Raw genomic sequence first — 14,524 nt, 5'->3', positions numbered from 1 at the left:
ATGACCATCGACACGACCGACGCGACCCTCGTCAGCGTCGCCGAGGCGATCACCGAGGTGATCGGCCCCGACCACAGCGCCGGCACCCTGGCCGCGGACACCCTGCTCTTCGGCTCCCTGCCCGAGCTCGACTCGCTCGCCCTGGTCGAGCTGATCACGGTCCTGGAGGACCGCTTCGGCTTCGAGATGGACGAGGACGACATCAACGCCGAGGTCTTCGAGTCCGTCGGGTCCCTGGCCGACCACGTGCGCGCGCAGGTCGGGTGACCGCTGATCCCCGTTGGTCGAGGGCCACTTCGTTCAGACCCTCGCGCCAGCGAGCGTGTCGAGACCAACACGGTCCCCTCCGCGCTCGCCAGGACCGTGTTGGTCTCGACACGCCTCCGCCTAGCGGCTCCGGCGGCTCGACCAGCGGGGCGGTCAGCGACGGCGACCCACAGGGTCAGCCAGCGGTCGAGACCAGCGCCTGAGCGGCGGCGTGGTCGATCTTGCCGTTGCCGGTGCGGGGGAGCTGGGCGACGGGGACGAGTACGTCGGGGACCGAGTCGGGCCGCAGCACCGTCGGCAGCCGGCGGCGGAGGTCGTCCAGGTGGGCCTCGGGACCCTCGACGAGGCTGACCAGGGCGCCCTCGGGGGTGGCGGCCGTGAAGGTGGCCAGGCCGAAGGCCTGCTTCACCTCGGCGTCGAGCGCGTCCAGGTCGACGAAGCTCGCGCTGCGCTTCACCCGGCGGCCCGCGCGGCCCAGGCAGAAGAGCTCCTCGCCGCGCCGGGCCCCGACGTCGCCGGTCAGCACCCGCTCCGGCCCGTCCCAGCGCGGGAACTCACCGCTCGGGGAGCCGAAGAGATAGCCGCCGGGTAGGTGGGGCGACTCGATGGCCAGCATCTCGCCCGCCGACCCCATGGACGTACGCCACGCCCCGACCGCCCCGCGCCCGATCCCGACCGCGCCGTGGACCGCCGGCAGGTCGTCACCGGCCTCGAACCGGGCGGCGCTGGCGAACCCGATCGTCTCGCTGGTGCCGTAGGTGTTGACGACGGTCGGGACGCCCAGGTCGAAGACGCGCTGCGCGTCGGCGGCGGAGAGCCGGTCACCGCCGGAGCCCCACACCCGCAGGCTCCGCGGGGCCCCGTCGACCCGCTCGGCGGCAGCGAGGTCGATGAACCGAGGGGCGAGTCGCAGGTGTGTCGCCTCGACCCGGGCGCAGAAGCCGAGCGGCCGGAGCCGGTCGCCCAGCGATCCGGACAGGTGGAGGGAGGAGCCGGCGGCCAGGGCCACGAGCAGGTTGGTCATCGCCAGGTCGTAGGAGAGGTGCGAGACCTCGGCCCAGGCCGAGGAGGCGTCGAGATCGAGCGCGGCCGCCCCGTGCGGGACGAAGGCGTCGATCCCGGCCCAGGAGGAGAGCACGCCCTTGGGGCCGCCGCCGGTGGAGCCGGAGGACATCGCGACGTACCCGGCCTCCAGCGGCTCCCGGGACGAGGACGATGACGACGCGACTGCCCGGATCCCCGAGCGGTCGAGCACGACGTCGGGATGGAGCGCCTGGAGGAGGGACCGGCGGTGCTCCTCGGACGCCGACGGGTCCACGAAGCAGACCGAGAGGTCGCCGAGGATCGCGGCGACGAGCGCCACCACCGCGTCGGTGGACAGCGGCAGCGACACCGCGACCAGCGGCTGCGGGCGACCGGCGGCCGCGACGAGGGCGAGCCGCAGCTCCTCGGCCGCGCCGACCAGCCCGTCCGCGCCGACCGACGTGCGCCGGTCCGCGATCACGGCGTGCGACCGGGGTCGGGTGCGTACGGAACGGATGCGCTCGGCCAGCGGGTTCACACCAGGCGACGCTAGGAGCCGTGAGGCCCTGCGGCACCCGCGTCACCGCTCACGATCCCCGGATTCGGGGATATGCCGGGCGTCCCCGCCGAGGGGGTCTCCGGGCTCCTCAACGCTGCTCATATGGTCAACGCAGCCCAGCAGAGACAAGGCGTCGCAAAGACGCACGTGCTGATCATCGTGCAGAACCTTCCTGTGCCGCTCGACCGACGGGTCTGGCTGGAGTGCCAGGCACTGGTCGCCCGGGGTTACGAGGTCAGCGTGATCTGCCCGAAGGGCCCCGGCGATCCCGGGCGCCAGCAGCTCGGCGGCGTACGCATCTACAAGTACCGGCCCGCGCCGCAGGCCCGCGGCGTGCTCGGCTACCTGCTGGAGTTCGTCTACTGCTGGATCCGCACGGCGCTGCTGGCCAACAAGGTCTGGCGGGACCGCCCGTTCGCGATCATGCAGGCGTGCAACCCGCCCGACACCTATTGGCTGCTCGCCCGCATCTGGAAGCGCCGTGGCGTCGAGTTCGTCTTTGACCAGCATGACCTCAACCCCGAGCTCTTCCTCTCCCGCTTCGGTGCGCCGACGTCGCTGTCCGGCCGCGCCCAGCTGGCCGCGCTGCGCTGGCTCGAGAAGCAGACGTACGCCACCGCCGACAAGGTCATCTCGACCAACGAGTCCTACCGGAAGGTCGCGATCACCCGCGGCGGGATGGCGCCCGCGGACGTGACCGTGGTCCGCAGCGGACCGGACACCTCGGTGATGCGCCCGGTGCGGCCCCACGACGCCGTTGCCCTGGACAATGGCACGGGCAGGCGCCACACCCTGGTCTACCTCGGGATCATGGGTCCGCAGGACGGCGTCGACACGGTGCTGGAGGTGATGGAGGAGCTCGTCCACCGGCGCGGCCGCACCGACGTCGACGCCGTGCTGATGGGCTTCGGCGACTGCCTCGAGGACCTCAAGCGCCGCTGCACCGAGCTCGGCCTCGACGACGTGGTCACGTTCACCGGGCGGGCCGGCTCCGCGCTGATCGCCGAGCATCTCAGCGCCGCGGCCGTCGGGCTGTGCCCGGACCTGAAGACGCCGCTCAACGACGTCTCGACGATGAACAAGACGATGGAGTACATGGCGTACGCCCTGCCGTCGGTCTCCTTCGACCTGGTCGAGACCCGGGTCTCCGCCGAGGACGCGGCGCTCTTCGTGCCGTCCGGGGACGTGGCCGCGTTCACCGACGCGGTCGAGTCGCTTCTGGATGACCCCGAGCTGCGGGTCGAGCTCGCCCTGCGGGCACGGGAGCGCGCGGCGAAGGTGCTCGACTGGGGCCCGCAGTCGGCGGCGTACGTGCAGGTCTACGACTCCATGTGCGCGATCGGGGAGGCGCCGGCGGCGGTGGACGGGTTCGAGTACGTCGATCTGGACGACCCGGACGCGCTGCGCCAGTTCGTGCTCACCCGAGGGCCCGCGGTGACGTAACCGATTTCGGGTATATGAACCCGACTTCTGGACCGTGATCCCCGCGGATCCTCTTGGATGGCTCCTTGTGCTGAAAATAGGGGCCTCTGGCTCCTAAAAACTAGGAGTCAACCCCCACGTGACCCCAACTATAAGAATGCTCGGGACCCGCGGGGTCCCGGCTGCTCACGGCGGCTTCGAGACCGCTGTGGAGAACATCGGGCTCGACCTGGTCGACCGCGGCTGGCGAGTCGTCGTCTACTGCCAGGACGACGAGCCCACCGCGGACCTGCGGATCGACTCGTGGAAGGGCATCGAGCGCGTCCACGTGCCCGCCCGGCACGACGGCCCGCGCGGGACGATCGAGTTCGACGTCGGAGCGGTGCGGCACGCCGCCCGCGAGGCCGCGCAGGACGGCAGCGTGTGCGTGACGTTCGGCTACAACACCGGCGCGCTCAACTCCGTGCTGCGCTCTCGCCGCGTCCCCAACATCATCAACATGGACGGCATCGAGTGGAAGCGGGCCCGTTGGTCCGGCCCGGAGAAGGCGTTCCTGTGGACCCAGGAGCGGGCCGCCTGCTGGCTGGGCGACCACCTCATCGCCGACCACCCCGAGATCGCGCGCCACCTGGCGACCCGGGTGCCGGCAGAGAAGATCACCACGATCGCCTACGGCGCGCCGCGGGTTGTCGACGCGCCGGTCCGGGCGGTGCTCGAGCACGGGCTGGAGCCGGGTTCGTACCTCACCCTGGTCGCCCGGCCGGTGCCGGAGAACAGCATCCTCGAGGTCGTCCGGGCCTTCTCCAGCCGGCGCTGGGGCCGGAAGCTGGTCGTGCTGGGGTCCTACGACCCGGCTGATGCCTACCAGCGCGCCGTCCTGGAGGCGGCCGGCGACGAAGTGGTCTTCCTCGGCGCGATCTACGACACCGACATCGTCTCGGCCCTGCGCTACCACTCCGTGGCGTACGTCCACGGCCACCAGGTCGGGGGCACCAACCCCTCGCTCGTCGAGGCGCTCGGCTGCGGCAACGCCGTGATCGCACACGACAACCGCTACAACCGCTGGGTCGCCGACGCCGCCGCCCTCTACTTCTCCGACGAGGCCGGCATCGTCACCGCGCTGGAGCGGCTGCTGTCCGAGCCCGACCTCGCGGCGTCACTCTCCTCGGCCGCCCGGGCCCGTCATTCCGCCGAGTTCACCTGGAGCCGGATCACCGACCAGTACGAGCAGCTCATCCGCGCCCACATGCGCTGATCTCTTCTAGACATCGGTCGGGACATCCGCGGTCCGCGGCGCTTCCTCGCGGGCGGTGTAGGCGCGGTAGGCGATCACGCAGGCCACGGTGAGGACGGCGGCGGTCGCGGCGCAGACGGTGAACAGGGTGTGCCATTCGTCGTGGTCGGCCGCCGGGCCGGCGACGACGGCCGCGACGGAGCTGCCGATGAAGAGCGAGGCGGCGAAGCAGGCGACGACGGTGCCGCGCGCCTCGGGGACGATCGAGGTGGCCCAGGTCTGCAGCGAGGTGTGCAGAAAGGCCCAGGTGATCCCCAGCATCACCACGATGCCGATGATGGTGGTCACCGAGACGCGCATGGTCGCGGCGGCGTACCCGGCGGTCAGGGCGACGCCTCCGATCCCCATCAGCGCCCAGCGCGGGAGCCGCCGGGTCAGAGCCTTGAGCACCTGCGAGGAGAGCAGGACCGCGATGCCGTACGCAGCGGCCGCCAGCCCGGCTCGCGCGGCGTCGACGCCCTGCGCCTGGAGCGCCGGTGCGAGAAGGGTGAGGACCCCCAGGACGAGGCCGCCCTCGACGAAGACCAGCAGCCCGACCACGATCACCCAGCGGTTGCTCAGCGCGGCCCGGAACGAGGCTGCGACTCCGCCGCCGGTGGTTCGTGGCGGCTCGGCGAGCTTCCTCAGACCCCAGGCGCTGACCAAGGCCACGACCGCCGGCACCGCGAACACGACCCGCCACCCCGCCAGCTGTCCGGTGATCCCCGCCGCGGCGGCGGCCAGCGCCGTACCCACCGCCATCGCGGCCATCAGGTCGGACAGTGCGCGCTGTCGGTGGGCGTCGGAGACGGTGTCCCCGACGTACGTCAGTGAGGTCGGCACGATCGCCCCGAAGAACGCTCCCGCGACGACCCGCATCACGACCAGGGTGATCAGGTTTGGGGCTGCCGCCGAGACGAGTCCGGCGATGCCGGCTCCGACCAGCGCGCCCTGCATCAGCCGCACCCGGCCGAATCTGTCCGAGAGGGCACCCCACAGCGGCTGGCACAGTCCGTACGCCAGGTAGTAGCCGCTCGCGATCGCCACCGCCTGCCCCACCGAGACCTCGAACGTCGCGGCGACGAGGACCAGGATCGGGCTCACGACGAATCGGTCGAAGCTGCTCACGAACGAGGCTACCGAGATCCAGAACGGTGGGCGTGTGGGGTCTGGGGGCACGTGTTCAGGTTAGTAAAGACCTGGCGTCTCGGTGGTCGAGCCGCCGGAGCCGCTAGGCGGAGGCGTGTCGAGACCGACACGGTGCCTTCGCTGGTTGGGCGTGCCGGGACCCCTCCCTGCCGGAACGTTTCGCTCGAGGGTGGCGTGGGCCGCCGACCCTTGCTTGGAGGGTGTTCTCGATCTGGACCGGCGTCAAGGACGGGCCTTCGGCCCGCCGGCTTCGCCGGCCGCCTTCGGCGGTCCTGGACTCCGGACCAGATCGAGAAAAAACTTGGCTGGCTATCGGGGCGGCGGCCCGGGTGTGGCGCAGCGGAATCTTGCTTGGGACGGGTGATGTTGATGGGGTGGAAGGGTGGCCCTTCGGGCCACTTACCATCCACAGATACGAAGCCGTTCGCTCGCCGCGAAAACAGCACGTGAACTGGGAAAATAGGTGTTCAGACAGATATAGAGGGCGTAGAATAGAGCCCATCACAGCACACCTCTGAGAGAGGAACGGCGATGAGTCTCGGCCGCTCGATCGACCCGTGGGGCACCAACCCTGGCGACGCGATCGACGCCGCCCTTGCCGCCATCGAGACCGCCCTCCAAGAACTCCTCGCCACCGACCCGGCCTATTGGCGCACCGAGCAGAAGAAGGACCTGCTGGAACGGTTGGAGAAACTCCAGGCCCAACAAGCCGCTCTGAACTTCGGGTGCTCGCCTCTGCCGGCGATATCGCCGAGGAGACCGGCGCTAAGGACGCATCCGGGTGGATGCGTGCCGAGCTGTTGGTCGACAAGGCCGTGGCTCGCTCCCAGATCAAGCTTGCGGCTGCGGTCACCAAGTACGACCTCGTCGCTGACGGCCTGGCTGAAGGCGTGGTGTCCCATGACAAAGCACGGGTGATCACCCAGGCACTCGACCAGATCGAGACCAACCCGGTCGCCAGTAGTGAGGACCTGGTGTTGGCCGAGAAGCTCCTCGTGGACTACGCCGGTCGTCTGACCGCCAACGAGCTCCGCATCGTCGGGAAACGGATCCTGCGTGAGATCGACCCGGCCCGGTTCGACGACGCCGAAGCCCAAGCCCTCCTGGCTGAAGAGGAGCGTGCTCAGCAGAAGACCGCGCTGCGGGTCTGGGACAACCACGACGGCACCATCGGCTTCGACGGCGTCCTGCCGACCTCGATGGGGACGCGGTTCAAGCGGCTGGTCGAGGCCTACGCCCAGCCCCGCAAACAGCAGCTCGTCGGCAAGGGTGCCGCGTTGCCGCCGTGGGAGCGGCTGATGGGCCAAGGCTTCGCCCGCCTGTTGGAGACCGTCGACCCCGCCGGGCTGCCCCGCCACGGCGGCGACGCGACCACCATCAACGTGGTGATCTCCCTCGAGGAGCTCCGCAAGGACCTCGGGATTGCCACCCTGGGTTATGACGAGACCAACGGCACCACCATCAGCGCGGCCGAGGCACGCAAGTTGGCGTGCAACGCCACGATCATTCCCTGGGTGCTGGGTGGCGACGGTGAGGTCCTCGATGCCGGCCGTGCAAGTCGGTTCTTCCAGCCCATCCAGCGCAAGGCGCTGCGGCTCCAGCAGAAGTGCTGCCAAGCCGAGGGCTGCGACATGCCACCGGAATGGTGCGATGCCCACCACCTCGACCCCTGGGCCGCCGGCGGGAAGACCGATCTGAAGGACGGGGCGTTGTTGTGTCCGCATCATCACCGCCTGGCCCACAATGCGGCGTACGTTCATGAGCGGTTGCCGGACGGCACCATCCGGTTCACCCGCCGCCCCTAATCGGCCGGGTGCGGAATCCAGTTCACCGGTCCTGCCCGTCGGGCCTGACGACCCCCACCGTCGACCGGTCTCGGCTCTCGCTGAAGGGAGCGTGTCCTGGTGCCCAACCAGCTTTTCGGCCACCTTCTCGACTCCACGCGCGCCGTTCCCTGATGGCGGGAACACTTCCCCACCGCAGCGGAGGTTCCCCACACTCCGGAGCATGGGGAACAACGGCCCGCTTGTGAACCATTCACAAGGTCGCGCCCACTGCCGTAGGCACCCACGAGGCACGATCCGCCGGCTCACGACCAGCCCACGGCCCCAAGCCCGTGCCCCAACTGAATCCGCTGCGCCAAACCCCAACCACCCAGCAACAGCAGTCGACGTACAACCTGTGTGATCGCCGACCAGGAGAGACGTGACCTAGGGATACAACGACGCCCGAAACACCGCAGCATGGAGCGCAGCAGACTCCGGCCACTCCCGCGCCGACAGATCAGGACGACCAGCCGGCGGATTGGCGGCGACGGCCTTCAGCGCACGCTCCAGGTCCTCGATGCCGAGGCCGCCTTCGAAGAGGTGGAGCCAGCCTTCGCCGACCTCCTCGACCAGCAGACGGTTGACCTCGTTGTCGGGGGCCAGGACCGGGGTGTCGAGGGAGAGGGCCAGCAGCAGGGCTCCGGAGTTGTGCATCGCCCGGTAGGGCAGCACCACCAATGCGGCAGCGGCGATCTCGGCGGCGAGGGTGGCGTCGTCGGCGTAGCTCAGGTCGGCGCTGACCCGTGCGTCGGCGGCTGCCGCAGCACGGACCTGGTCGGCGAGGGCGGGGTCGGAGGGGGAGCCGACGAGGCGTACGTCCAGGTCTGCCTCGGGGCTGTCGGTGACCGCCTCCAGGAGCTGCTCGACACCCTTGTACGGCTTGATCAGGCCGAAGTAGAGCACCCGCCTGTCGACGGTCTCGACGGGCTCGGCGAACGCGTCGACCACCGGCTCGAACCAGTCGCGGTAGTGGGCGTGGACGATCGTCGAGGTCGGTACGTCGAGAGGGGGAGCGGTCTGGTCGGTGAGTCGGATGACGTGCCTGGTGCGCCGCTCGAGGGCGTCGAGGAGCCGGTGGTCCCAGCGACTCAGGCCGTCGGGTCGGACGAGGTTGTGCCAGGTGCGTACGACCGGGGTCCGGGTCAGCCGGAGCCGGGTGATGAACGCGGTGGTGAGCAGGCGGCGGGCCAGCCGGCGCAGCGGCGTACGCGCCGAGGTCAGCAGCAGCTCGGGCCAGTGCACGTGGAAGACGTCGTAGCGGCCCGCGACGGCCCGGGCGAAGCTGAACAGCACGACCTCTGTGTCGTCTCGCCGTCCCAGGGTCTCGACGAGCTGGACGATGTAGGGGTTGGTCGTCGCGCGCAGCTCCCGGACCGACTCCAGGACCCGGACCGGCCGGTCACGGCGCCCGTCGCGCAGCCCACGGAGAACCGCGGAGACCGGTCGCACCGGGCGCAGGAGCTGGCGGCGGCCACCCCGCATCAGGATCTCGTACGCAGCCCCGACCGCCCCACGACGCCAGGCCTGCTCCCGCTCCCGGCTGAGCCAGGTCCGGGCGAACAGGGCACGGTTGCGGATGTTGAAGTAGTAGTAGGCCGGCGACTTGGCGCGGGATCCCTCGGCGCGCTGGGTGCCGCCGCCGGCGTGGACCGCCGTGGCCCCGTCGACGACCGCGACCCGGCCGCCGAACGCCCGGACCCGGGCGCACAGGTCGACATCCTCCCAGTAGAGGAAGTAGCGCTCGTCGAACCCGGCCAGCCGCTCCCACAGCTCACGCGTGACCGCGAAGCAGGCGCCGGTGACCCAGGGCAGCGTCTCGGCGCCCGGGTGCTCCGCGCGGCGCCGCCAAGGACGCATCGCCCCGGTGTCCAGGTCGAGATCGATGCCCGCAGAGGCGACCGACCCGTCCGGGCCGAGCACCGTCGGCCCGGCGAGCAGGAGCGGCTCGGCCTCGACCGCGGCCACGAGGCGTACGGCCGACTCGGCGCCGATCGTGGCATCCGGGTTGACGAAGAGCAGCACCTCGGCACCCTCGGCCAGCGCGGCCGCGGCACCGAGGTTGCAGCCGGCGCCGAAGCCGGTGTTGGTGCCGGGGAAGACACCGGTCCAGCCCTCGCGCTCACAGAGCCGGCGTACGGCGGTCCGGTGGGTGTCGGTCGAGTGGTTGTCGACCACGACGATCCGGGCGGGCCGGAGCGCGGCGGCGACCTGGGTCGCGTGCCGCTCCAGCAGTGCGGGATCGCCATAGCTGACCACCACCACGGCGAGCCGGGAGAGCTCGCTCACGACGAGACCTCGACCGAGCCGTCGAGGACGCGCAGCTCACGCCACCACTTGCGCAGCGCGATGGCCAGCGCGGCGGCATTGCAGACGAAGACCAGGGCGTAGACCCAGGAGAAGACCACCCCGAAGCCGAGCAGCACGAACATCCAGCACTGCGCGCCGTAGTCCATCGGCAGCAGCGCCCACTTGCGCAGCGGGTTCTCGTGGACCGCCACCGGCGACCCGGGAGGATCGGTCAAGGGAGCCGGCCGCAGGGTGGGCATCAGGATCAGCCCGAAGTACGTCACCACAGCAACCACCTCGAAGCCCAGCGGCACCAGCAGCCAGCCGTCGGTGACCGGACCGAAGCGATACCAGGACACGAGGACCGCCAGATGCAGGCTGGCCGTCTTGAAGCAGTCGATGGTGTGGTCGAGCCACTCACCCGAGCGCGACCCACCACCACGCAGCCGGGCGAGCTGGCCGTCGGAGGAGTCGAGCACGTAGCCCGCGGCCAGCAGCCCCGCGACCAGGACCCCGCTCCACCAGCGCGGCTCGACCAGCGCGAGCACCGCCAACCCGGCCGCGGAGAGCGTCGCGCTCAGCGCGGTCACCTGGTTGGGGCTCGCCCCGAGGGTGTGCGCGGCCGCGGCGACGACCCGGCCGGCGGGCCGGTTCACGAGCCGCGAGTAGGCCGCGGTGTTGAGCGAGGGCTTCTGTGCCTGAGCCAGCGCCTCCAGATGTGCACGGAACCCGGCTGGGGCGCGTTCGGCGCCGGTCGCGGCCATGCTCGATCCTGCTTTGCTCATACGTGCACACGTGGGGGAGGGGAGTGACATCGGGACCCTAGACGACCCGCGATCGTTCGAGGTCGCCGAGACCGTCCGCTCCCCAGATCTGGGTAGGACTTTGCCAGGACCTTCGGCCCGGGCCGTCCCGGTGACATACGGTTGCCCATCATGCGTTTGTTGGTCGCCCACCCGTCGCCGGACGTCTACGGCTCCGATCTTCAGCTGGTCGAGACGGTGCGTGGGCTGCACCAGGCGGGACAGCGGGTCACGGTCGTCGTACCCGAGCGCGGACCGCTCCTCCCGCTGCTCGAGGCCGCCGGTGCGAGCGTCGAGGTGATGACGTTCCCGGTGCTGCGCAAGGCCTACCTCAGCCCGACCGGCCTGGTCCGGCTGCTCGCGGCGCTGACGGTCTTCTGGGTGCGCGCGGCGCGGCTGTGGCGGCGGGTCCGCCCGAGCCGGCTGCTGGTCAACACCGTCACGATCCCGTGGTGGATCGTCGTCGCCCGCGCGGCCCGCGTGCCCGTGGTCTGCCACGTGCACGAGGCCGAGGACGACCAGCCCAAGCCCGTACGCCTCGCCCTGACCGCTCCGCTCCTGCTGGCCACCCGCGTGGTGGCCAACTCGCGGGCATCCCGGGATGTCCTCGCCCGGACGCTGCCCGCGCTCGGACGGCGTACGACCGTCGTCTACAACGGGGTGCCGGGGCCTGAGTCCGTCGCGGCGGCGCGAACCAGGACCCCGAACGGCCCGCTGCGACTGGCGCTGGTCGGGCGGCTCTCGCCGCGCAAGGGGACCGACGTGGCGCTCGAGGCGCTCGCCGAGGTGCGCCGGCGGGGGATCGACGCGCGGCTGCGGGTGTGCGGGTCGGTGTTCGCGGGCTATGAGTGGTTCGAGCAGGAGCTCCGCGACCGGGCCGAGGCCGGCGACCTGGCCGGCAGCGTCGACTTCCTGGGCTACGTCGCCGAGCCCGCGCGTGAGCTCGAGCAGGCCGACGTCGTACTGGTGCCATCGCGGGTCGAGCCGTTCGGCAACGTCGCGGTCGAGGCGCTGCTCGCCGAGCGGCCGCTGGTCGCGAGCCGCGTCCAGGGCCTGGCCGAGATCGTGACCGAGGGTGAGACCGGACTGCTCGTGACTCCCGGCGACGCGCACGAGCTGGCGACCGCGATCCAGCGGCTCGCCGCCGACCCCGCCCTCGCCGCCGAGCTCGCCTCCACGGGCCGCAAGGACGCCGAAGAGCGCTTCGGTGCCGAGCGCTACCGCGACGAGATCGCCGCCGAGGTCCTCGGGTGAAGGTGATCGACAACCCCCACTCCGGACTCGGCAGAAGCGCGACGCGCGGCGGTCTGGTCGTACTCGGAGGTCAGGGCGTACGCATCCTGGTCCAGGTCGCCTCCGTGGTCGTCCTGTCCAGGCTGCTCAGCCCGCGCGACTACGGCCTGGTCGCGATGGTGCTGGCGGTCATCGCCTTCGCCGAGATCTTCCGTGACCTCGGGCTATCGACGGCCGCCGTCCAGGCCAAGGTGCTCACCCGCGTGCAGCAGTCGAACCTGTGGTGGCTCAACACCGGCATCGGCGCTGCGCTCGCGCTGATCGCGGTCGCGGTCGCACCCCTCATCGCAGCCCTCTACGACGAGCCCGCGCTGACCTCGCTGACCATCGCGATGGCGGGCATGTTCTGGCTCAACGGCATGGCCGCGCAGTATCGCGCGGACCTCACCCGCCGGATGCTCTTCACCCGTCTGGTCGCGGCCGACACCGCCGGGCCGCTGCTGGCGCTGGGGGTGGCGGCGTACGCGGCTGCCAACGGCGCCGGCTACTGGGCCCTGGTCGTCCAACAGCTCGTCCAGAGCGCGGCCGGGCTCGTCGTCGCCGGGGCCTGCGCGGGATGGCTCCCCGGCTGGCCGCGGCGTGGCGGCGAGATCGGCGGGTTCTTGAGGTTCGGCTGGTCCCTGGCGAGTACGCAGCTGATCAACTACGCCGCCAACAACATCGACTCCGTGCTGATCGGCACCCGTCTGGGCGCCCACCAGCTCGGCACCTACAACCGCGCCTGGCAGCTGCTGATGACGCCGCTGGGTCAGCTGCGCAGCCCGACCACGACGGTCGCGCTGCCGGTGCTGAGCCGCATCCGCGACAACGCTGCGCTCACCCAGCGCTTCGTCGAGCGCGGCCAGCTCGCGCTCGGCTACAGCCTCGGCGCCGGGTTGGGTCTGGTCGCCGGCGCCGCGGTCCCGGTCTGTGCGCTCTTCCTCGGTCCCGGCTGGGACGTCGCCGGGGTCTTCGCGCTGCTCGCCTGCGGCGGTCTGTTCCAGACCCTGGCCTACGTCGGCTACTGGGTCTATCTCGCCCACGGGCTGACCACCGAGCTGCGCCACTACACCCTGGTCGCCTCGGCCCTGAAGGTCATCTGCATCCTGGTCGGGGTGCGCTACGGGATCACCGGCGTCGCGGCCGGCTACGCGATCGCGCATCTGCTCGAGTGGCCGCTGTCGCTGTGGTGGCTCTCCCGCCGCACCCAGCTCCACGTCGGCCGGCTCTACCTGGGCGCGGCCCGCATCCTGCTGGTCGCGGGATCGGTCGCCGCGGCCGCCTACGCCACCGCCGCCGCTCTCCACGGGCTGAACCCCGCGGTGACGGTGCCGGTCTGCGTGCTGGCCGGGATCGCGGCGTACGCGGTCATGCTGCTGGTCCCCTCGATCCGCCGCGACGTGATCTCCCTGGCGGAGACCGTGCGAGGCGCGATCGAGGACCGCCTCAGCCGCGGCTGAGCGCGACCGGGCGGCCGGTGTCGTCCCAGACGTTGCCCGAGTGGGTGACGTTCGTCGAGGACGGGTGGATGATCGCGCAGCCGTCGATCCGCTGGTCGCTGAGGAACCGGTTGTCGCGGATCACGAGGCCGTCGACCGGGCCGCGGCCCTTCTCGGAGATGTTGACGGTGCAGCCGCCCCCGCCGAGGAGGTTGTCGCGGATCGTGACCCCGTCGACGTCGCTGATGCTCTGGGTGATCATGACGCCGGCGTTGTAGGCGCCGGTGAAGCGGTTGCCCGCGATCGTGATGTTGCCGCCGCCGATGATCTGGATCGAGTCGTCGTGCGAGGCACCGCCGCCTTGGTAGGGGTCGCTCCCGAAGTGATAGTTGTGGTGAAACCAGTTGTCGCGCACGGTCACGTTGCTGCCGGTGATGTGCACCTGGTCGGTGACGTGGTGGATCTCGGAGCTCTGCAAGGTGAAGTCGTGGCCGACCACGCCGTTGACCCCCGGCGCGGCGTTCGCGGCGAGCACCTCGACGTTGCTGACCAGCATCCCCGCGCCGCTGTCGTTGTTGTTGGAGATCCCGGCCGTCTCGGACCCGGTCGGCACGATCACCCGGGTGTTGCGGATCGTCACGTTCGGCGCCTCGACGCTGACCCGCCCGTGCACCTCCAGCCCGTCGACGACCTTCCCGGCGGTCCGGATCACCAGGTCGCCCCGGTGGACGCGCAGCTTCTTGTTCGCAGGTACGCCGGCTCCCGGAGTCGCAGCCAGCGGCTCGGCCTCGACGGGCTCGTCCGGACGGTCCCCGGAACGGTTCGGCTGCGCCGACTCGGTCGACCGCTTCCTCGGCTTCGGGCTCGCCGACGGGCTCGGGATGCGCGTGGAGGAGGCGGACGGGGAGACCGACGGCGACGGCGACACGGTCGCCGGGCCGCCGAAGTCGTCGGGCGGCAGATCGCCGTAGCTCCTCTCCGCACGCGGTGCGCGGTCCTGCGCGGCACCTGTGGTCAACGCGTAGGTCGAACCCAGTGCGACCACGGTGAGGACCGCGGAGATGCCGAGGCGGATCGGGGACGGGACAGCCAAAGACGTACGCCTTCCTGTGGACTGGGCAGCCTACTGACGGTGCCGGAGTCTGCACCAGGCAGTTTGCGCGGGTTGGGCTCCTGGGTCCAAGACATACCCGATTCAGGGGATG

At 70.9% G+C, this 14,524-nt stretch carries 11 protein-coding genes; 6 read left to right on the top strand and 5 right to left on the bottom strand.

Features of this window, described 5'->3' with window-relative positions:
* Nucleotides 1–267, top strand: a complete 267-nt coding sequence (locus tag BLT25_RS22185) for a phosphopantetheine-binding protein (protein WP_091050629.1) — start codon at nucleotides 1–3, stop codon at nucleotides 265–267.
* A 175-nt stretch (nucleotides 268–442) separates the two neighbouring features.
* On the opposite strand, the gene BLT25_RS22180 is transcribed toward BLT25_RS22185, so the two are convergent.
* Entirely contained in the window at nucleotides 443–1,828 is a 1,386-nt protein-coding gene (locus BLT25_RS22180; protein WP_091050626.1) for an AMP-binding protein, read from the bottom strand.
* A gap of 123 nt (nucleotides 1,829–1,951) precedes the next feature.
* Here BLT25_RS22180 and BLT25_RS22175 point away from each other — a divergent pair, with 123 nt between their 5' ends.
* A complete protein-coding gene (locus BLT25_RS22175; RefSeq protein ID WP_176884161.1) occupies nucleotides 1,952–3,292 on the top strand; it encodes a glycosyltransferase family 4 protein in 1,341 nt (446 codons plus the stop codon).
* A 136-nt stretch (nucleotides 3,293–3,428) separates the two neighbouring features.
* The gene (locus tag BLT25_RS22170; protein ID WP_256328731.1) at nucleotides 3,429–4,526 is read left to right on the top strand and encodes a DUF1972 domain-containing protein; all 1,098 of its coding nucleotides are present in this window, start codon (nucleotides 3,429–3,431) and stop codon (nucleotides 4,524–4,526) included.
* Between the two features lie 6 nt (nucleotides 4,527–4,532).
* Here the strand turns inward: BLT25_RS22170 and BLT25_RS22165 are convergent, their stop codons facing one another.
* Nucleotides 4,533–5,723, bottom strand: coding sequence for an MFS transporter (locus BLT25_RS22165; RefSeq protein WP_176884159.1), 1,191 nt, complete (start codon nucleotides 5,721–5,723; stop codon nucleotides 4,533–4,535).
* A 695-nt stretch (nucleotides 5,724–6,418) separates the two neighbouring features.
* Between BLT25_RS22165 and BLT25_RS22160 the strand changes: the two genes are divergently transcribed.
* Entirely contained in the window at nucleotides 6,419–7,498 is a 1,080-nt protein-coding gene (locus BLT25_RS22160) for an HNH endonuclease signature motif containing protein (protein ID WP_256328730.1), read from the top strand.
* A 405-nt stretch (nucleotides 7,499–7,903) separates the two neighbouring features.
* Here BLT25_RS22160 and BLT25_RS22155 read toward each other — a convergent pair whose 3' ends face one another.
* On the bottom strand, nucleotides 7,904–9,805 hold the full coding sequence (locus tag BLT25_RS22155) for a glycosyltransferase (RefSeq protein ID WP_091050619.1): 1,902 nt from the start codon (nucleotides 9,803–9,805) through the stop codon (nucleotides 7,904–7,906).
* Nucleotides 9,802–10,569, bottom strand: coding sequence for a CDP-alcohol phosphatidyltransferase family protein (locus BLT25_RS22150; RefSeq protein WP_091050617.1), 768 nt, complete (start codon nucleotides 10,567–10,569; stop codon nucleotides 9,802–9,804). Before BLT25_RS22150 ends, BLT25_RS22155 begins: the two co-directional genes overlap by 4 nt.
* Before the next feature lie 171 nt (nucleotides 10,570–10,740).
* Between BLT25_RS22150 and BLT25_RS22145 the strand changes: the two genes are divergently transcribed.
* The gene (locus BLT25_RS22145) at nucleotides 10,741–11,862 is read left to right on the top strand and encodes a glycosyltransferase family 4 protein (RefSeq protein WP_176884156.1); all 1,122 of its coding nucleotides are present in this window, start codon (nucleotides 10,741–10,743) and stop codon (nucleotides 11,860–11,862) included.
* Nucleotides 11,859–13,340 carry a lipopolysaccharide biosynthesis protein gene (locus BLT25_RS22140; RefSeq protein ID WP_256328729.1) on the top strand — a complete coding sequence of 494 codons (1,482 nt, stop codon included), beginning with the start codon at nucleotides 11,859–11,861 and terminating at the stop codon, nucleotides 13,338–13,340. The genes BLT25_RS22145 and BLT25_RS22140 overlap by 4 nt, the downstream gene beginning before the upstream one ends.
* Here BLT25_RS22140 and BLT25_RS22135 read toward each other — a convergent pair.
* Nucleotides 13,327–14,412: a right-handed parallel beta-helix repeat-containing protein gene (locus tag BLT25_RS22135; RefSeq protein ID WP_091050614.1), complete on the bottom strand. Its 1,086-nt coding sequence runs from the start codon at nucleotides 14,410–14,412 to the stop codon at nucleotides 13,327–13,329. The genes BLT25_RS22140 and BLT25_RS22135 overlap by 14 nt on opposite strands.
* Between the last annotated feature and the right edge of the window lie 112 nt (nucleotides 14,413–14,524).

The sequence above is a fragment of the Nocardioides sp. YR527 genome, assembly GCF_900101045.1.
GTDB lineage: Bacteria > Actinomycetota > Actinomycetes > Propionibacteriales > Nocardioidaceae > Nocardioides.
The sequence above is the reverse complement of the archived record's forward strand: the minus strand, read 5'-3'. Positions and strand labels throughout refer to the sequence as shown.

Excerpts from the sequence above, each read along its gene's own strand:
- BLT25_RS22170 (WP_256328731.1), top strand. The coding sequence starts at position 3,429 with ATGCTCGGGACCCGCGGGGTCCCGGCTGCTCACGGCGGCTTCGAGACC.
- BLT25_RS22150 (WP_091050617.1), bottom strand. The coding sequence starts at position 10,569 with ATGGCCGCGACCGGCGCCGAACGCGCCCCAGCCGGGTTCCGTGCACAT.
- BLT25_RS22145 (WP_176884156.1), top strand. The coding sequence starts at position 10,741 with ATGCGTTTGTTGGTCGCCCACCCGTCGCCGGACGTCTACGGCTCCGAT.
- BLT25_RS22185 (WP_091050629.1), top strand. The coding sequence starts at position 1 with ATGACCATCGACACGACCGACGCGACCCTCGTCAGCGTCGCCGAGGCG.
- BLT25_RS22175 (WP_176884161.1), top strand. The coding sequence starts at position 1,952 with ATGGTCAACGCAGCCCAGCAGAGACAAGGCGTCGCAAAGACGCACGTG.